Annotated in this window: 18 protein-coding genes; 12 read left to right on the plus strand and 6 right to left on the minus strand. The window is 42.3% G+C overall.

Going from position 1 to position 18,196, the window contains the following annotated elements:
• Positions 1-77: 77 nt before the first annotated feature.
• Genes LCD34_RS08010 through pgsB form a run of 4 tightly spaced genes read right to left on the minus strand, consistent with a single transcriptional unit; the run spans position 78 to position 3,076 of the window.
• On the minus strand, positions 78-248 hold the full coding sequence (locus LCD34_RS08010; protein WP_008343253.1) for a hypothetical protein: 171 nt from the start codon (positions 246-248) through the stop codon (positions 78-80).
• A complete protein-coding gene (locus tag LCD34_RS08015; protein ID WP_017360004.1) occupies positions 245-1,411 on the minus strand; it encodes a CapA family protein in 1,167 nt (388 codons plus the stop codon). The genes LCD34_RS08010 and LCD34_RS08015 overlap by 4 nt, the downstream gene beginning before the upstream one ends.
• 18 nt (positions 1,412-1,429) lie before the next feature.
• Positions 1,430-1,879, minus strand: a complete 450-nt coding sequence (pgsC, locus tag LCD34_RS08020) for a poly-gamma-glutamate biosynthesis protein PgsC (protein WP_007497520.1) — start codon at positions 1,877-1,879, stop codon at positions 1,430-1,432.
• Between the two features lie 15 nt (positions 1,880-1,894).
• Positions 1,895-3,076, minus strand: coding sequence for a poly-gamma-glutamate synthase PgsB (pgsB, locus tag LCD34_RS08025; RefSeq protein ID WP_007497522.1), 1,182 nt, complete (start codon positions 3,074-3,076; stop codon positions 1,895-1,897).
• Positions 3,077-3,823: 747 nt separating this feature from the next.
• Here pgsB and LCD34_RS08030 point away from each other — a divergent pair.
• The 9 genes from LCD34_RS08030 to rbsB all read left to right on the plus strand — a co-directional run bounded on the left by LCD34_RS08030 (position 3,824) and on the right by rbsB (position 13,275).
• Positions 3,824-5,305, plus strand: a complete 1,482-nt coding sequence (locus LCD34_RS08030) for a spore germination protein (protein ID WP_008343262.1) — start codon at positions 3,824-3,826, stop codon at positions 5,303-5,305.
• A complete protein-coding gene (locus LCD34_RS08035) occupies positions 5,295-6,392 on the plus strand; it encodes an endospore germination permease (RefSeq protein ID WP_035702259.1) in 1,098 nt (365 codons plus the stop codon). The genes LCD34_RS08030 and LCD34_RS08035 overlap by 11 nt, the downstream gene beginning before the upstream one ends.
• Positions 6,382-7,524, plus strand: coding sequence for a Ger(x)C family spore germination protein (locus tag LCD34_RS08040; RefSeq protein WP_035389743.1), 1,143 nt, complete (start codon positions 6,382-6,384; stop codon positions 7,522-7,524). Before LCD34_RS08035 ends, LCD34_RS08040 begins: the two co-directional genes overlap by 11 nt.
• A 117-nt stretch (positions 7,525-7,641) precedes the next feature.
• Positions 7,642-8,628, plus strand: a complete 987-nt coding sequence (locus tag LCD34_RS08045; protein ID WP_007497527.1) for a LacI family DNA-binding transcriptional regulator — start codon at positions 7,642-7,644, stop codon at positions 8,626-8,628.
• Positions 8,625-9,503 carry a ribokinase gene (rbsK, locus tag LCD34_RS08050; RefSeq protein ID WP_224558770.1) on the plus strand — a complete coding sequence of 293 codons (879 nt, stop codon included), beginning with the start codon at positions 8,625-8,627 and terminating at the stop codon, positions 9,501-9,503. Before LCD34_RS08045 ends, rbsK begins: the two co-directional genes overlap by 4 nt.
• Positions 9,500-9,892 (plus strand): D-ribose pyranase, encoded by a 393-nt coding sequence (gene rbsD, locus LCD34_RS08055; RefSeq protein ID WP_025208106.1) that lies wholly within the window; start codon positions 9,500-9,502, stop codon positions 9,890-9,892. Before rbsK ends, rbsD begins: the two co-directional genes overlap by 4 nt.
• A gap of 15 nt (positions 9,893-9,907) precedes the next feature.
• Positions 9,908-11,389: a sugar ABC transporter ATP-binding protein gene (locus LCD34_RS08060; RefSeq protein WP_224558771.1), complete on the plus strand. Its 1,482-nt coding sequence runs from the start codon at positions 9,908-9,910 to the stop codon at positions 11,387-11,389.
• Position 11,390: 1 nt separating this feature from the next.
• The gene (rbsC, locus tag LCD34_RS08065) at positions 11,391-12,344 is read left to right on the plus strand and encodes a ribose ABC transporter permease RbsC (RefSeq protein WP_007497532.1); all 954 of its coding nucleotides are present in this window, start codon (positions 11,391-11,393) and stop codon (positions 12,342-12,344) included.
• A gap of 13 nt (positions 12,345-12,357) precedes the next feature.
• Entirely contained in the window at positions 12,358-13,275 is a 918-nt protein-coding gene (gene rbsB / locus LCD34_RS08070) for a ribose ABC transporter substrate-binding protein RbsB (protein WP_017368181.1), read from the plus strand.
• A gap of 36 nt (positions 13,276-13,311) precedes the next feature.
• Here rbsB and LCD34_RS08075 read toward each other — a convergent pair whose 3' ends face one another.
• The gene (locus LCD34_RS08075; RefSeq protein ID WP_024718717.1) at positions 13,312-13,929 is read right to left on the minus strand and encodes a flavin reductase family protein; all 618 of its coding nucleotides are present in this window, start codon (positions 13,927-13,929) and stop codon (positions 13,312-13,314) included.
• Between the two features lie 32 nt (positions 13,930-13,961).
• Positions 13,962-14,876 carry an acetoin biosynthesis transcriptional regulator AlsR gene (gene alsR, locus LCD34_RS08080; RefSeq protein WP_224558772.1) on the minus strand — a complete coding sequence of 305 codons (915 nt, stop codon included), beginning with the start codon at positions 14,874-14,876 and terminating at the stop codon, positions 13,962-13,964.
• A 150-nt stretch (positions 14,877-15,026) separates the two neighbouring features.
• Here alsR and alsS point away from each other — a divergent pair, with 150 nt between their 5' ends.
• The 3 genes from alsS (at position 15,027) to LCD34_RS08095 (ending at position 18,163) form a co-directional block, all read left to right on the plus strand.
• A complete protein-coding gene (gene alsS, locus LCD34_RS08085) occupies positions 15,027-16,727 on the plus strand; it encodes an acetolactate synthase AlsS (RefSeq protein WP_017368183.1) in 1,701 nt (566 codons plus the stop codon).
• Positions 16,728-16,771: 44 nt separating this feature from the next.
• Positions 16,772-17,533 carry an acetolactate decarboxylase gene (gene budA / locus LCD34_RS08090; RefSeq protein ID WP_370529243.1) on the plus strand — a complete coding sequence of 254 codons (762 nt, stop codon included), beginning with the start codon at positions 16,772-16,774 and terminating at the stop codon, positions 17,531-17,533.
• Positions 17,534-17,686: 153 nt separating this feature from the next.
• Positions 17,687-18,163: an Lrp/AsnC family transcriptional regulator gene (locus tag LCD34_RS08095; RefSeq protein WP_017360010.1), complete on the plus strand. Its 477-nt coding sequence runs from the start codon at positions 17,687-17,689 to the stop codon at positions 18,161-18,163.
• Positions 18,164-18,196 lie beyond the last annotated feature (33 nt).

Genomic DNA, 18,196 nt, shown 5'->3' on the forward strand with positions numbered 1-18,196 from the left:
GACATGACCCCTTTCATTTTACACCTTTTTCCGTCAAAAAAGAGCACGCCTCGCGTGCTCTTTTCATCATCATTTCTTTATTTACTCGCTTCCGCTTTTGACTGCTTTTGCTGTTCGATTTTCTGCATTTCAACCGAGATCTTTTGTTTCTCATGATCTGTGAGGCTGTCACTAAATTTAAAAGCAGACATAAAGACAAAGACTAAAATTAACGCAACAAACGGCCAGCTTGCTTTAAGGAATTTCATTTTTTATCCTTCCCCTCGTTTTCTTTTAATGTTTGAACTTTATCAGAATGATCGACTTCAAAGAAAATATGTCCGTCTTTTTCTTTCCAATCCGCATTCGTGCCATTTGTCAGCATACGGATAATCGATTTTGATTCAAGAGATCCTGCTTTGACTGGAGCAGGTGTCGCTTCTTTGATGTACATTGGAACCACTTCAAATGTCGCTTTTCCATCTTCATTCAGATGATACTGAACAATGGCAGAATCACGTGTTCTTGACCAGCCTTGGTCAAAAATAAAGTTCCCCAAGCTATAGAAGATCGCTGTTCCGTTATAGACTTCCATCGGCTCAAGAACGTGCGGGTGTGCACCGATAATGATATCAGCACCAGCCTTTGACATCGCTCTTGCCAGCTCTCTTTGTCTGTCGTTTACTTCATTGTTATATTCCTGTCCCCAGTGCGCATGAACAACAACGATATCTGCCTTTTCAGCAGCTTGTGAAATCATCGGAATAAAGATAGATGGATCAGCTGGTAGAATACCTGCCTTGCGATTTGTTGCTTTAAAATCTTTTCCATATACATCTGTAAAACCAAGGGTAGCGATTTTAACGCCATTCACTTCTTTGTATGAAATGTTCTGCTTCGCATCATTGACGTTGCGCCCTGCCCCTGTATAATCCATGTCAGCTTTTTCAAAGGCATCAATCGTGTTATTTAAGCCTTTTTCACCGTAGTCTGCTGCATGGTTATTCGCAAAGTTTAGTACAGAGAAATTCAAATCCTTTAACGCTTGTACAGAATCTTCATCTGTTTTCAAATGAATATTCTTTTGTGCTGCCTGTTCCTTATCTGAAGCCACTGGATGCTCAAAATTCCCAGTTACATAATCTGATACATCAAAATACGGCTTCGCATAGCGGAACAGATGCTGCTTTCCATAGCGGTCTGTTACTTTCTCTACATTTCTTCCAAACATAATATCTCCGACAAACGAAGCGGTCAGGATGTTTTCTGGATTCTTTTCTACAGTTGGTACTTGTGCTTTCCCGATAAATGTAAATAGAAATGTACAAGCAATGACAATCGGTAAAGCAATCAGTACGTGTTTATTCGTCTTTTTCTTTTGGTTCTTTGTGATTTTCAGCAGCTTTTCCTGAAAGCTCAATTTTTTATTCATCATTGGACACACCTTATCTTAAAATAGATAGTAAACATACATGATGGCAAATGTTGCACCACTTAGAAGTAATGTGCTTCCAAGGGTAATCGTAAGACCTTGCTTTTGAATCGTATTCGCAATCAATCCAGGCACGATGATTCCGATTCCGCGGAATTCTGCTATTTCAAACGGAACCACTGGATAGAAGAAATCAAATATGAGCTTTAAGGCAATCCCTGTAATCAGCATCGCCGCAAACTTTCTACGTCCGTACAAAATCATAAATTTCGATAGACCAAAACGAACGATCACATATGTCAGCAAGCTGACAGATAAAACAACTAAAATGAAGACTGGCTGGTTAAAGACGAGCGCCAGATAACCTGGAACAACCAACCCAGCTGGTACGATTCCTGTTTTTTCTGCAAAGATTAAACTGAGTAGAACACCTAAAATTAACGAGATATAAAGATCTGATCCGAACATTTTCTATATTTCCTCCTAGCTGACAAGCTGCTTAATTTTGTATTCTTGAATTTTTTCGATTAAAGGTTCAGCGGCGCCGTGAATATTGCCGACTCCATAAACCACTCGATTATGAAGCTTTTTCTCAAGCATGTTCATAATTTGTTCTGTAGATTGATATTCAAGGTTGTGTAAGTGGTCAGCCGGAATTTTTCCATCCTCAAATGCCTTCACAATTGGATCTGTCGTTTCACCAATTAAGACAAGATCACTTGCTTCAATATAAGGAAGTACATCCTCCGCAAACTGGATCGTTCTATCTACACGATCCGCACGACAGTTCATGATAATAATCGGTTCATCTGTTGGATACCCAATTTCCTTTACACGCTTCCAAATGTTCAATGTAGATGCTGCGTCATTAGCCGCAAATCCATTTACAAAATGTCCAGGTGTTTTTGCGTCCATTAATGGAAGAATTCTCATCGCTCCTGGATCAGGCGGCGCATTTAACATGCCTCTGAATGCCGTATCTTCATCAATTCCCAATGCTTGTGCGACACCAAGTGCAAGTGAAGCATTATCCGGGAACACCATATACTCAAATTTCCGTAAATACTCATCGGTAATCTTGGAATTATCTGCAACAATCACTTCAGTATTGCGTTTTTTCGCAATCTCTTTAAAGAAATCTGTATATTCACTATCCGTAATAACCAAGTGCCCATTGTAAGGAATTGTCGCTGTAAAGGCTTCAGCTATTTCATCAAGAGTTGGCCCCATCACATCCATATGATCTTCAAGAACGTTTACGATCACGCCAATATTCGCTTGAAGCAGCTCTTCCTGAAAGATAATTTGGTAATCTGGATTCACCGCCATACATTCACTGACGATGGCATTTGCTCCTCTTTCAACGGTTTCTCTCATAACTTCTTTCTGCTCTCCGATATTTGGTCCTTGCGGTTTCCTTTTAATCGGTTTCTCTTCTGGCGTATCCCAATAAATCATTCTTGCATCCGTTCCTGTTGTTTTGCCGACAGTTTTATAACCTGCCTCCATTAAGATACCGGTTGTCAATCTTGTAACGGTAGACTTTCCGCGTATACCATTAATATTGACGCGTACCGGCAGGGCATCGATATTTTTCTGATGACGCTTCTTTTCAATAAAGCCAATCCCTAACATGATGACACAGGCTATAACGATTAACCACATCGCTTATCTACATCTCCTTTTTTTATGAGTGTGATATGTAAATTCAATCAACAGTATATAGGTTCAGCATAAAATCACAATCGGTATTATGTAACATAATCTTTCACTTCCTCGTATGCCAAATTCCTCTAATCAGAAGGCGTATTTGCCTACCTCACGCTCAAATGAAAAGGCCAAAAGACGGACAAAATGACGGCTGAATTTCTGCTTCAAACAAGAGAAAGCGTTACCATCAAACAGTGAAAAATCTTTTGTCCTTTTCTCCCTAAATTTTTCGACAATTATTAAGATGTATTTTGAATCAATGTTTTAAAGTCCTTTCATCTCTACGAAATCAGTCATATCAGTGCTTTAAATGAATAGTGCGTGTTTTAGAATATTTTATATTTTTAAATGAACAGGTTAGAAAGTCATCCTCATTGGTCAGAACGCTATGTGTTGACCTATGACAAAGGTCACCTGTCAAAAAATCAAGTCATCTGCTTATTTCCAGGTCACAAAAAATTGGGATAAGATGTCAAATATTAATCATTTTGTTATAGCCTCTCTTTACGATATTCACTCCTTATGACCTAAACAATGAAACATTATTCATTTCTTTTTATCAAGATTCATCATTTCTTAACATTTTTAATGTGATTTTAGTTGAAAGTTGTCGGTGCATGTCATGCTTTCCCCAAAGATGACGCATAAAATCATCTTCTCGGCTTACACTATGGTTAAAAAATCTGTGAGAGGAGGCTAAAGATGCCAAATACGAATGAGCAAACACGCTTACACTTTTTATCAGGCGGTTTTGAGGAAAAGATTCGGATTCTGAAAAAAGCATTTCAACAAAGCGCTGATTTTGAATACCGGGAATTGATGGTGAATGAAACGAAATCAGTGCTGTTTTTTATTAAAACAAGAGTGGATGAAAGTAAATTAAACAACTTCATTATTGGCAACTTGCTTGGCCCTCCTGGAAAACAGGACTATGCAAAATCTCTTAGTTCACTCGAAACAGGTGACTTGACGCTGATTGTCGACAGCATTATTGCCGGAAGTATTGCCTTCCTTGATGAAAAATCCGCACAGATCAAAATATTTGCTGTTGGGCAGCCGCCTCTGCGTTCCATTTCTGAACCTTCTTCTGAAAGTATTATTGCAGGCGCACATGATGGGTTTGTTGAGAGCTTAGATACCAATTTATATTTGCTGCGTTCACACTTAAATGATCGAAAACTTGCAATCCAGTATCATAAGGTCGGTACAAAATCTGAAACAAAGGTTGCGACGGTTTATATTTCTGATATTGCCAATCAAGAAAAGATAGATGAGGTTAACAAACGAATTTCTTCTATTAAAGTAGACACGCTGCTTAGCCCAGGTTCTATTGTAGAGGCGATTGAGGATGATTCGTATTCCATCTTCCCGCAGCTTATTGACACAGAACGACCTGACAAAGTGAGATCCGCCATTCTTGAAGGAAGAATTGTCGTCTTAATGGACGGCAGCCCAATGGCTATCATTCTGCCTATTACGTTCTTTAGTTTCTTTCAATCACCAGATGACTATAATAGCCGCTGGATTCCGGCTACATTTATTCGTATTCTTCGCTATGTTGCCTGTATCATCGCAGTGATTTTGCCTTCTTTTTATATTGCGGTCATTGGTTTTCATTATGAGGTGGTCCCGGATGAATTAGCGATTACGATGAAAAATTCCATCATCGGCATTCCTTTCCCGCCGTTAATTGAAGCAATGCTGATGGAAATTACGATTGAGCTCATACGAGAAGCAGGGGTGCGACTGCCAAAGCCAATTGGTCAGACGATTGGGATTGTAGGCGGTTTGGTGATTGGAGACGCTGTGGTAAAAGCTGGACTCATTTCGAATGTCCTTGTCATTGTTGTTGCCGTGACAGCTGTTGCATCCTTTGTCCTCCCATCCTTTGAAATGACGTCCACCATTCGTATGCTTCGTTTCCCTCTCATGTTTATGGCATCGATGTTTGGGTTTATTGGCATTTCATTCGGCCTGTCGATCGTATTGATGAATTTATGCCGCCTCGAATCACTAGGTGTCCCGTACTTATCACCAGTGGCTCCATTTAACTGGCAGGACTTAAAAGATACTGTGATCCGATTACCGATGTGGATGTACAAAAAGCGCCCTGTTTACTTAAATCCAAAAAAGAAAGAGCAAATTGAAAATTTGAGAGGATGGAAAAATAAAGATGAAAAATAAAATATCTCCACCTCAAGCTGTCTTTTTTATCATTCAATCTCAAATTGGTGTCGGTATTTTAGCTCTCCCCCATTTGCTGATGAAAGACATGGGACACGATGGGTGGATGGCGATTATCTTAGCCTGTTTTTTCATTCAAATCATTAACACCATTTTTATTTACATCATTCAGAAGTATCCTGATACATCATTTTTCCAAGCCTTAATTGAAGTGTTCGGAAAATGGATCGGCCGGACATTGGTGGCACTATATACGTTATACTTCGCCTCCGTCTGCATTGTTGTTTTATCCATTTTCACAAGAATTCTTGGCATTTGGGTGCTGCCGCTCACACCAAATTGGGTCATTAATCTATTACTGATGATCTCCATCATTTACATTGCAAAGGAGCAAATTACGGCGATTGTCAGGTTTAACTTCATTTTGACGCCCTTTTTGCTCATGCTGTCTCTCTTAATGCTCTATTCATTAAAAGGAACCAATATCGACTACCTCATGCCCTTTTTCCAAGTGGACGTTTCTCAAGTTTCACTCGGATTAAAGGACGTCGTTCTATCTATGAATGGGTTCGAGATGATCCTCATTATCTCTCCATTGATGAAAGGAACCATTAAGGAACGATATAAAGTCATGACCATTGCCAATATATGCACGACGCTTTACTACCTATTTATTACATTGATTTGTTTTATGTTCTTCAGTCCGATTGAGCTCAATATCATTCCCAACCCTGTTCTTTATTTGTTAAAAACCATTTCGTTCGGTGTGATTGAGCGAACAGACTTGATCTTTCTCAGTTTCTGGGTATTTATCATTCTTGCCACACTCAGCAATTACCTTTACTTTTGTGCGAATGGCGTGGCAAGTATTCTTAAGAAAAAAGAACACAAAAAATATGTCTTTTATTTTGCCATTTTGATCTATGCGGCTAGCTGTTACCTTGCAACCGATAATTTTAGAATTCAGCGTTTTAATGATTTTACCACCATCGCTCAATATTCATTTATTTACACACTCCCAATCTTTATGGCCATTATCATCTTTATCAAACATCGCAAAGGGAAGGTGAAATCACATGCGTCATAAGTACATACTGACGTTGCTCATGTGTGTTTCTCTCATATTCATGCCTGGCTGCTGGGATCAAAATTTATTAAAGAACATCTCTCTTGTGTTAACCTCCGCTGTTGATCAAGGAGAGGATGACAATGCGAAGTACTCGATTACTTATCGAAAGGTGCAGCAGTCTCAAAGTATGGAGCAAGGAAATACAGGTAGCTTTTTAACCACTCTTCTCACAACTGAAGCCCCTACTTTAAGAAAAGCGAGAACCAACTTCAGCCGGATTGTGGATCAAAAAATAGACATGTCGAAAATGCGGGTGATGCTGATCGGTGATGAATTTGCCCAAAATCGTCTTCTGCCCTACTTAGATATGTTTTATCGTGATCCAAAAAGTCCCCTCCTCGCAAATCTTGCCGTTGTTCAAGGGGGGACCTGTGAAGAAGTGATTAACTCGCTGCTGAAGGAAAAACTCATCGTGAGTGACTATTTAAATAACTTGATCACAACCGCATCACGCTCCTCCCAAGTAGCACCTAAAAACATTCAAAGTATTCGATCTAAAATGCTCCAAACTGGAGAGGACTTCACACTGCCGTTAATCTATTTTGATCAATCGAAGAAATTAATCAGTGTAAAAGGGGTTGCTCTATTTGACAATGAGAAGAAGAAAGGCGAGTTGTACGGTCAAGATGCGATCCTACTCACCGTCATGGACGGAAAAATGGGCAAGTATGCCAACTTCACAAAAAAAGTGAGAAGCGACATGAAGTCAAAAGAAAACAATTACATCACCATCCAAGTCACTGATGTGAAGAGAGACATCGAGATTCTGAATCCCGATCATCGAAACTTAACATACTCACTCAAATTTGAATTTAATACTTCTGTCCTTGAGTACCCAAAAGATAATCTAGATACAGACAAAAAAATTGAAATGCTGAACAAAAGACTTTCAACCATCTTGACAAAAGAAGCAGAAAAAATTGTTGCTACATTACAAGAAGCAAATTCTGACGTCTTAAGCCTTGGCAGAAAATACAGAGTCAGACATTATGATGAGTATATGAAAATGAATTGGGTCACTGATTATCCAAAAGTGAAGATCATCCCAAAAATCAAAGTGAACATTACCCAAACGGGCATTATTAGTTAAGAAAAGGAAGACGTCCTCTTTCTTTTCTTTTTTTATTTTTTTAAGATTGTCTTTTTAATGCTTTCGTGATAATCTATCTGTGTAAACGGTTACACATCAAAGAAGGGAGGCACTCCATTGGCTACAATTAAAGATGTTGCAAAAGCTGCTCAAGTGTCTGTTGCGACTGTTTCACGCGTGCTCAACGATACTGGATACGTCCATATTGATACGAAAACCCGTGTGACACAAGCGATGCAGGAGCTAAATTACTTCCCCAATGAAGTGGCACGATCCCTTTTTAAAAGAGAATCAAGATTAGTTGGTCTCATCTTACCTGATATCACAAACCCCTTCTTCCCTCAGCTGGCTAGAGGCGTTGAGGATGAGATTCATGCACACGGTTTTCGCTTATTATTCGGAAACAGTGATGAAGATCGGGAGAAGGAAATGGCCTATTTACAAACCTTTAAGCAAAACCAGGTGGTCGGTGTCATCGCTGTCACAAACGAACCTGAATCGGATTTGTACAATGATGATGAACTGCCTGTTGTCTTCTTAGATCGTACCGTTCCAAATGCGCCTTCTGTGTTTGCAGATGCTACGGCTGGCGGGAAAATGGCTGCAATGGAATTAATCAAACGCGGCAGTCAGCAGATTACATTGCTAAAAGGGCCCGCTCATCTTCAAACGGCGCGGCAAAGATTCAAAGGCGCACTTGATGTTCTGACTGAAGAAGGTGCTAACTTTCATGTGATGTCTAACGCTTCTTTTTCTTTTCAGGAAGCCCGAAAAAGCGCCAAGGCTCTTTTCAAGCTGTACCCTGAAACAGATGGCATCATTGCCAGCAATGACATCGTCGCAGCAGCCGTCGTACACGAAGCGCTTCGTATTGGAAAAGCCATTCCAGAAGACGTCCAAATCATTGGATTTGATGATATTCCGCAAAGTGAACTGCTCTTCCCTTCTCTATCAACGATCCGGCAGCCTGCCTATGATATGGGGAAAGAAGCCGCAAAGCTGATCATTAAAGCCATTCAAAAACAGCCTATAGATCAAGCAGTTATTCAAATGCCCGTCTCTTTTATTGAACGAGAGACCACAAGAAAGGTGGATTCACAATGAGTCAAATAGTTGTCGTAGGAAGTTGTTCCATGGATCTAGTTGTCACATCGAATAAACGTCCTAGTGCCGGAGAAACCGTCCTAGGCGAATCATTTAAAACGGTTCCTGGGGGAAAAGGAGCCAATCAAGCAGTAGCAAGCGCAAGGCTCGGTGCAGATGTATATATGATCGGCCGAGTTGGTGATGACACGTATGGTCAGGACATTATGAGCAATTTGCAAGCACAAGGTGTTCGCACCACCTATATGAAACCGGTTACCGAAATGGAAAGCGGAACAGCTCATATCATTTTAGCTGAAGGAGATAACAGCATTGTTGTCGTCAAAGGAGCAAACAATGAGGTAAAACCTCATTATGTAAAAGATGCTCTTTCTTCTATTGAAAATATCGGAATCGTCCTCATCCAGCAGGAAATTCCTGAAGAAACAGTCGAAGCCGTCTGCGCCATTTGCAGCGAAAAAGGGATTCCAGTCATCTTAAATCCCGCACCAGCTCGCAAAGTCTCTCAGCAAATATTAGATCAAGCTGCCTATATCACGCCAAACGAACACGAAGCAGCTCTTATGTTTGATGGACTCACCATAGCAGAAGCTTTGCGCCAATATCCAAACAAATTACTCATTACAGAAGGAAAAAATGGTGTTCGTTACTTTGATGGATCAAAAGAAGTGTTGGTACCGGGCTATCCTGTGAAAGCCGTCGACACTACAGGCGCTGGTGATACTTTTAACGGCGCTCTAGCTGTAGCACTGACAGAAGGAAAATCCCTATTCGACGCACTTGCCTTTGCCAACTTAGCCGCATCTATCTCAGTCACAAAATTTGGTGCCCAAGGCGGCATGCCAGCAAGAGAAGAATTGGAGAATAAGAAATGAAGAAAAATGGTATTTTAAATAGTCATATCGCCAAGGTGCTTGCTGACCTTGGTCATACAGATACGATTGTCATCGCAGACTGCGGCCTGCCCATTCCAGAAGGCCCGGTCAAGATCGACCTTGCATTATCCATCGGCACACCATCCTTTCAGGAGGTTACTTCCCTCCTTCTTGAGGAAATGGCCGTTGAACACATCACAATCGCCAGTGAAATCAAAGAAGCCAATGAGAGAGATCATTTATTTCTAAAGAAAGCGTTCTCACATCCGTTAAATGAAGTCGATCACGAGACGTTCAAAGACATGACCAAACAGGCAAAAGCAGTGATTCGCACGGGTGAAGCCACCCCATACGCAAACTGCATTCTTCATGCCGGTGTCATCTTTTAAAAGGAGGAGCCACTTATGAACATTGAAATGCATAACATCCATAAGGCCTTTGGAAAAAACACCGTTCTCGCCGGGGTCTCCTTTGACCTCGTCACAGGTGAAGTCCATGCACTTATGGGTGAAAACGGGGCAGGAAAATCAACGTTAATGAATCTGCTGACAGGACTCTATTCCCTGGATCAAGGAACGATTCAAATCGACGGAAAAGAAACCGCTTTCAATAATCCGAAAGAAGCCGAGCAGAACGGGATTGCCTTCATTCATCAGGAGCTGAATATATGGCCTGATATGACGGTACTCGAGAATTTATTTATCGGGAAAGAAATCTATACAAAACTTGGTCTCCTAGACACCAAGAAAATGAAAACCCTCGCCCAAGCGCAGCTCGACCGATTGTCTGTCAACCTCTCGCTCGATCAAGAGGCAGTAAGCTGTTCTGTCGGACAAAAGCAGATGATTGAGATTGCGAAAGCGTTAATGACCGATGCGAAGGTCATCATTATGGATGAACCAACGGCCGCTCTCACAGACCGTGAGATTGAAAAGCTATTTCAGGTCATTGAATCACTCAAAAAAGAAGGCGTTTCCATCGTCTACATTTCTCACCGGATGGAAGAAATCTTTGCCATCTGTGACCGGATTACCATCATGCGTGACGGAAAAACGGTCGATACGAAAGCGATACCAGACACGAATTTCCATGAAGTCGTCAAAAAAATGGTCGGCCGCGAATTAACCGATCGTTACCCTGAGCGCACACCTTCTACTGGTGATATCGTCCTAGAGGTGAAACAAGCAACAAGGAAAGGCCGCTTTCAAGATGTCAGTTTTTCCGTCAAAGCTGGGGAAATTGTCGGTGTTGCAGGCTTAATGGGCGCTGGCCGGACGGAAATGATGCGGTCGCTCTTTGGACTTGATCCCCTGGATCAAGGAGAAATTTGGGTTCATGGGAAAAAGGCTGTCATTAAAAAACCAAGTGATGCGGTCAAGCTTGGCATCGGTTTTATTACGGAGGATCGCAAAGATGAAGGACTGATGCTGGATGCATCCATTCGGGAAAACATCGGCTTGCCTAACTTAGACAGCTTCTCACCAAAGGGGCTGATCGATAAGAAAAACGAGCAGGACTTTGTTGACCTTCTCATCAAACGACTCACGATCAAAACCGCTTCATCTGAAATCTCTGCACGCAGCCTGTCCGGTGGAAATCAGCAAAAGGTCGTCATCGCCAAATGGATCGGCATTCAGCCGAAGGTACTCATTCTAGATGAACCGACAAGAGGTGTCGACGTCGGGGCGAAACGAGAAATTTATCAGCTTATGAACGAGCTGACGGATCGAGGCGTTGCGATTTTGATGGTTTCCTCTGAACTCCCAGAAGTTCTTGGGATGAGCGATCGAGTGCTTGTCATCCATGAAGGAACCATCAGCGGCGAATTAAGTAAAACAGAAGCTACACAAGAACGAATTATGACATTAGCTACAGGAGGGAAGTAACATGAAACCACTTACTTCAAATGGACGATTTGACAACATCATGCAAAAGCTTGGGCCATTCTTAGGACTCATCATCCTTGTTGCCATTGTTTCTATTTTAAATCCGGCCTTTTTAGAACCATTAAACATTTTAAACTTACTCAGACAAATCTCCATTAACGCCCTCATTGCCTTTGGCATGACGTTTGTTATTTTAACCGGAGGAATTGATTTGTCTGTCGGTGCCATTCTAGCGCTGTCTAGTGCTCTGACTGCCGGCTTTATTGTATCTGGTTTGGACCCGATTCTTGCCATCATCGTTGGATGTATCATCGGTGCCATCCTTGGAATGATCAACGGTCTTTTAATCACAAAAGGAAAAATGGCTCCTTTTATCGCAACACTTGCGACGATGACGATTTTCAGAGGATTGACGCTTGTTTATACAGACGGAAACCCAATTACAGGGCTTGGCTCTAACTATGCATTTCAGCTATTTGGCCGTGGATATTTCTTAGGCATTCCTGTTCCAGCGATCACCATGCTTCTCACCTTTATCGTACTTTGGGTCTTGCTTCATAAAACACCTTTTGGCAGAAGAACGTATGCCATTGGCGGAAATGAAAAAGCAGCCCTCATCTCAGGCATTAAAGTACCACGCGTCAAAATCATGATTTACTCATTAGCAGGCTTTATGTCTGCTTTAGCAGGTGCGATCTTAACATCTCGTCTCAACTCAGCCCAGCCAACAGCTGGTACGTCGTATGAACTTGATGCAATTGCTGCCGTTGTACTTGGCGGGACAAGCCTATCCGGCGGAAGAGGACGAATTGTCGGCACACTCATCGGGGTACTCATTATCGGGGTCTTGAACAATGGTATGAACTTACTTGGTGTTTCATCATTCTATCAGTCTGTTGTGAAAGGGATTGTCATCTTGATTGCAGTCCTACTCGACAGAAAGAAATCTGCTTAAGGAGGCAGCTGCTATGAAAAAATATGTAATCCTGATCGTGACTCTCTCATTATTCATGCTCTCTGCCTGCTCGCTTGAACCGCCAGAGTGGGCCAAATCAACAAAGGATGGCAAGAAAAAAGACATTAAAATCGGACTGTCGATCTCGACTTTAAATAACCCATTCTTCGTTTCTCTTAAAAACGGCGTGACAAAAGAAGCGAAAAAGCTTGGCATCGAAGTTGTCATTGCCGATGCACAAAATGATTCAGCGAAACAAACGAGTGATGTAGAAGATTTAATTCAACAAGGGGTTGATGCATTACTCATTAACCCAGCCGATTCCTCTGCCATATCAACGGCTGTCGAATCTGCGAATGCTTCAGACATACCGGTCATCACATTAGACCGCTCCGCAGAAAGCGGAAAGGTTGAAGCGCTCGTTGCTTCCGATAACATCAAAGGCGGCGAAATGGCCGCTAACTTTATCATCGACAAGGTTGGTAAAGGCGCAAAAGTGGCTGAACTAGAAGGTGTACCAGGTGCTTCTGCGACACGTGAACGAGGAAAAGGTTTCCATCAAATTGCAGACAAAAAGTTAGATGTCACAGCAAAACAAGCCGCTGACTTCGACCGGACAAAAGGGCTCAACGTGATGGAAAACCTTCTTCAAGGAAACCCTGACATCAAAGCCGTTTTTGCCCACAATGATGAAATGGCGCTTGGCGCACTAGAGGCCATCCAAAGCTCTGGAAAAGACATTCTTGTCGTCGGTTTCGACGGTAACGAAGATGCACTCAACTCGATCAAAGCAGGAAAACTATCTGCAACAGTCGCGCAGCAGCCAGAGCTGATCGGTCAACTGGCAGTCGGCGCTGCTGACGATGTATTAAAAGGCAAAAAGGTAGAAAAAAATATCGCCGCACCATTGAAACTAGAACAAAAGAAATAAACACTAAACCCCCGATAGCCTCGGGGGTTTTAGATGTTATTCCGGTCTCTTCAGTACAAATGGCGTGCCTAAATGGGCATAATCATTCCCTGCTAGGCGCGCAACTGGCTTTAATTCATTCGTAAAAATATATCCTTTTTCCGCATCATAGACGGATTCATCTAAATGCGCACACACCACCCGGCCAATGATATGATCGACTGTGATCTCCCCTTCATCATTTTGAAAGGTCAGATGTTTTTCCAGCTGACATTCAAAGCGAATGCGTGCTTCCTTGATTCCTGGCACTGACACCACGCTGCTCTTCACTTGATGAAGACCGGTACGAGTCAGCTCACTCTCTTCCTCTGGCAAAGTAGCAGCTGTTTCATTAATATCTTCAATCATCGCTTCATCACTCACATGGACAACAAATTCTTCCCTGTCGATGATATGTTTTGCTGTATCTTTCATCTCTCCTTGACGACGTCCAATAGAAACAGCGATCAGCGGAGGATGGCCGCTGATGACATTAAAGAAACTAAATGGTGCAGCATTGACGACTTCTTCTTTAGAAAGGCTTGTAATAAATGCAATGGGTCTTGGAACGACGGAACCAGATAATACTTTATATGCTTCTTTTCGTGACAACTGATCCATTTGTAATGTAATCACTTCAGACATGCCTCCTCTTGTATGTAACGACATCATACCATACCCCGTTCTCTCTTCCCTGATTCCGGCTCAGCACGATGGAGAATATGATGGACAAGATGAAACAATGCCGGATTATGATTTTCTCGTCTATAAGAAATGGTCCATTCCGCGAGTAGCTGCTCACCTTCAATTGACCGATACACCACATCTAAATTAAATAAACGCCGGGCCGATGTTGGAATGATAGCAATTCCGATTCCCGCTGTGACAAGCCCAATGACCATTTGATATTCTGCTGCTTCCTGCACGATATTAGGTGAAAATCCATACTTTTCACAAAGTAGGACAAAATGCTGATAAAGGGACGGCCATGATTCCTTTGATAAAGAAATAATCGGCTCATCACGAATATCTTCAATCGTGACCGCTTCTTTTTCCGCCAGCGGATGGTTTTTCGGAATCGCAAAAATACATTCACTTTGCTTCATTAAACGACTGACCAATTCTTCTTGCGGTGATGTAGGATGCAAAAAACCAATATCAATCTCACCATTCAAAAGCGCCTCAAGCTGCTGCGGGACAGAGAGCTGTTGCAGCTCAATACTGACAGAGGGGTACAGCTCTCTGAATTCACGGACAACTGGCGGCAGAATATCATATGTCGCTGTACCAACGAAACCGATGATAATCTTCCCAAGCTCCCCTCTTGCCGTATGCCGGGCATGATCAACGGCTTTATCAAGCTGATGCAGCACCCCCCGGACCTCATGTAAAAAAACCTTTCCAGCAGCTGTTAACTCCACCACCCGTTTAGACCGGTGAAACAAAGGAAATCCCAATTCTTCCTCAAACTGCTTAATTTGCTGACTAAGTGGAGGCTGTGTCATGTTCAATCGTGCGGCCGCTCTACCGAAATGCAGCTCCTCCGCGACTGTGACAAAATACTGCAAATGTCTCAGTTCCATCCTTTCACTCCTCAAACACTTATTCGTGAAACATATTAAAACTACGTTAAACATATATTGGAAAATTTATTTTGTGAAATGTATAGTAAATCATATCATGAAAATATATTTTCATAAAAAATTTTACTTGCCGAAAGGAGTGCGGGGTAAATGAATTCTCAAACACAACCCCTAACAAAACGAGGAGCAGAGTTGATTGTCGATACGCTCATTGCCCAAGGTGTGACCCATGTTTTTGCGATTCCAGGTGCAAAAATTGATGCAGTATTTGATGTATTAAAAGACAGAGGTCCAGAGCTTGTGCTATGCAGACACGAACAAAATGCGGCATTCATGGCAGCAGCTGTCGGTCGTTTAACTGGCAAACCAGGCGTTTGTCTCGTCACATCAGGTCCTGGCGCATCCAATTTAGCGACAGGTCTATTAACAGCCAATACAGAAGGTGACCCTGTTGTTGCAATTGCTGGAAACGTCATCCGTGCGGATCGACTCAAACGAACACATCAATCACTCGACAATGCGGCATTATTCAAACCAGTGACAAAATATAGCGTTGAAGTACAAGACGTAAACAATATACCAGAAGCATTAACAAATGCTTTTCGCGCGGCACAAAGAGGTCAAGCTGGAGCAGCATTTATCAGCTTTCCACAAGATGTCGTGACCGAACACACCACACAAACACCAGTGTCTGCTCACCCTTCTCCAGAACTAGGTCCTGCACCGGATGCTCTCATCAGTTCGGCCATCGCCAAAATTCAAAATGCGCACTTACCTGTTGCAATTGTGGGAATGAAAGCTAGCCGTCCAGCTGCGGCAAATGCGACAAGAACATTATTAAAAACACTTGGTATCCCATTTGTCGAAACGTACCAAGGAGCCGGCGTTCTCTCAAGAGAGCTTGAGCCTCAATATGTGGGCAGAATCGGCTTATTCCGTAATCAGCCAGGGGACCTTCTCATTGAGAAAGCGGATGTGATTTTAACTATTGGCTTTGATCCAATCGAATACGATCCGAAGCATTGGAATTTGAAACCGCAGCAGCGTCACATCATCCATGTAGATGACATGCAGGCAGATATTGACCATTTCTATGAACCGACGCTTGAGCTTGTGGGCAATATATCTGAAACGGTGCAACATCTAGCCCACGACAGCGTTCCACTTTCATTATGCAAAAAGAACGTAGATCTCGTCACAGAATTACAAGAGCTGTTAAGTGATATCGAAAAAGCACCAGAAAGAGAAAGTCATTTATCACACCCGTTGGATGTCATTCATACGTTGAGACGTATCATCCCAGATGACACGAAAGTGACATGTGATATCGGATCGCACGCCATTTGGATGTCCCGCCACTTCCGTGTTTATGAACCGAACACGTTCCTAGTGAGTAACGGAATGCAAACACTTGGCGTGGCATTACCATGGGCGATTGCAGCCTCCATATTGAATCCAGATGAAAAGATCATTTCAGTCTCAGGTGATGGCGGTTTTCTCTTCTCCGCCATGGAATTAGAAACAGCCGTGCGCATGAAAACAAATCTCGTTCATCTCGTTTGGAACGACAGCACATACGATATGGTGGCATTCCAGCAGGAAATGAAGTATGACCGTACGTCTTGTGTTGAGTTCGGTCAGATCGACTTAGTGAAATATGCAGAAAGCTTTGGAGCAACTGGATTACGTGTCAACTCACCTGAAGAGCTTTCAACTGTCCTTCAAAAGGGTATAAACATAGAAGGACCCGTTATTATTGATATTCCGATAGACTATCAAGACAACCCAGACCTCGCCAGTCAAAAATGGCCAGAAGTCTTTCGTGAAAAACACACAACGAACGTCAGATAAGACTTCGATACATTACGTTAAAGGAGTGAGCGGATATGGGTATGATGCACCCAATGAATCAACAAAATAACACAATACCGCAGGACAAAAAGCAAGAGGTCTATCAAGTATCAACCATGACCTCCTTGCTGGAAGCCGTATACGATGGAGATTTCTCCCTATCACATATTCCCGAGCACGGTGATTTTGGCATTGGCACATTCAATCAATTAGATGGGGAACTAATCGGCTTTGATGGCGCTTTTTATCGACTGCGCTCTGATGGAACAGCCACACCAGTAACCGATCAAGATTATTCACCATTCTGCTCTCTAGCATTCTTTGAAACGGACATCGTTCATCGAATTGATGCACCGATGACGTCCAAAGAGCTAGAGGAAGAAATCGATCGAATCTTACCGAGCAAAAATGTCTTTTATGCGATCCGCATCGATGGGTCATTCAAAAAGGTTCAAACCCGTACGGTTGAAAAACAGGAAAAACCTTACGTTCCGATGGTGGAAGCAGTCAAGTCACAGCCTATTTTCGATTTTGAAAATATTCGCGGGACGATCGCAGGCTTTCGTACACCACAGTACGCACATGGCATTGCGGTAAGCGGATATCACCTCCACTTTATTGATGATGATCGCAGCGTAGGCGGGCATGTATTTGATTACACTGTGGATCAAGTGACCATCCGAATTTCCCAAAAACGTCACATGAACTTACACCTTCCAAATACGCAGGAGTTCTTCCAAGCAGACATTGATCGTGCTGACCTTGCACAGCAAATTGCCAGTGCGGAAAGCAGCCCAGAAAAATAAAATGAACACACCCCGGTGATGTCGGGGTGTTTTTTTATGCAAAAAGATATGTTATCTTCTTTTATTATTTCATTTCGTCGCTCAATTAAAAATCAAACATTCTATTCGTAATAAAATATGATAGAATATCAACAGAAGAAAGGTGGTTATACGGTGGCACATGAATATCGCATTCCAAACTTAACATTAGATGAAAGAGATAAACAAATTCTTTCCTTATTACACGAGGACGGGCGTATGTCCTACACGGATCTAGGGAAACAAGTCGGCCTTTCCCGTGTTGCTGTACAAGCCCGTATTCAGCAGCTCATTGAAGCAGGTGTCATTGAACGATTCACCGCTGTCATTAATCCAGCAAAGATCGGCATTCATGTCTCTGTCTTTTTTAACGTAGAGGTTGAGCCGAAATGTTTAGAAACAGTCGCCCTTCAGCTTGAGCAGGAAACAGCCGTCACAAGCCTTTATCATATGACAGGACCAAGCAAGCTGCATATGCATGGCATTTTTCAAAATGAACAGGAAATGGAGACGTTCCTGACAAAGAAGCTGTACCCGCTTGAAGGCGTCGTCAGTGTTGACTGTCAAATGCTCATTAAACGATACAAAAGCCGAATGGGCATGAAATTGTAGATAGGAGTTGAACCACTTGCAATCATATCTTGA

The sequence above is a fragment of the Bacillus sp. RAR_M1_44 genome (genome assembly GCF_020165935.1).
Taxonomy (GTDB): Bacteria; Bacillota; Bacilli; order Bacillales; family Bacillaceae; genus Bacillus; species Bacillus altitudinis.

Bases quoted from the DNA above. Each gene is read 5' to 3' on its own strand.
- rbsK (WP_224558770.1), top strand. From the start codon at position 8,625: ATGAGTCAAATAGTTGTCGTAGGAAGTTGTTCCATGGATCTAGTTGTC.
- rbsD (WP_025208106.1), top strand. From the start codon at position 9,500: ATGAAGAAAAATGGTATTTTAAATAGTCATATCGCCAAGGTGCTTGCT.
- alsR (WP_224558772.1), bottom strand. From the start codon at position 14,876: ATGGAACTGAGACATTTGCAGTATTTTGTCACAGTCGCGGAGGAGCTG.
- pgsB (WP_007497522.1), bottom strand. From the start codon at position 3,076: ATGTGGTTAATCGTTATAGCCTGTGTCATCATGTTAGGGATTGGCTTT.
- rbsB (WP_017368181.1), top strand. From the start codon at position 12,358: ATGAAAAAATATGTAATCCTGATCGTGACTCTCTCATTATTCATGCTC.
- budA (WP_370529243.1), top strand. From the start codon at position 16,772: ATGCACCCAATGAATCAACAAAATAACACAATACCGCAGGACAAAAAG.
- LCD34_RS08060 (WP_224558771.1), top strand. From the start codon at position 9,908: ATGAACATTGAAATGCATAACATCCATAAGGCCTTTGGAAAAAACACC.
- rbsC (WP_007497532.1), top strand. From the start codon at position 11,391: ATGAAACCACTTACTTCAAATGGACGATTTGACAACATCATGCAAAAG.
- LCD34_RS08015 (WP_017360004.1), bottom strand. From the start codon at position 1,411: ATGAATAAAAAATTGAGCTTTCAGGAAAAGCTGCTGAAAATCACAAAG.
- LCD34_RS08030 (WP_008343262.1), top strand. From the start codon at position 3,824: ATGCCAAATACGAATGAGCAAACACGCTTACACTTTTTATCAGGCGGT.
- alsS (WP_017368183.1), top strand. From the start codon at position 15,027: ATGAATTCTCAAACACAACCCCTAACAAAACGAGGAGCAGAGTTGATT.
- pgsC (WP_007497520.1), bottom strand. From the start codon at position 1,879: ATGTTCGGATCAGATCTTTATATCTCGTTAATTTTAGGTGTTCTACTC.
- LCD34_RS08010 (WP_008343253.1), bottom strand. From the start codon at position 248: ATGAAATTCCTTAAAGCAAGCTGGCCGTTTGTTGCGTTAATTTTAGTC.
- LCD34_RS08035 (WP_035702259.1), top strand. From the start codon at position 5,295: ATGAAAAATAAAATATCTCCACCTCAAGCTGTCTTTTTTATCATTCAA.
- LCD34_RS08040 (WP_035389743.1), top strand. From the start codon at position 6,382: ATGCGTCATAAGTACATACTGACGTTGCTCATGTGTGTTTCTCTCATA.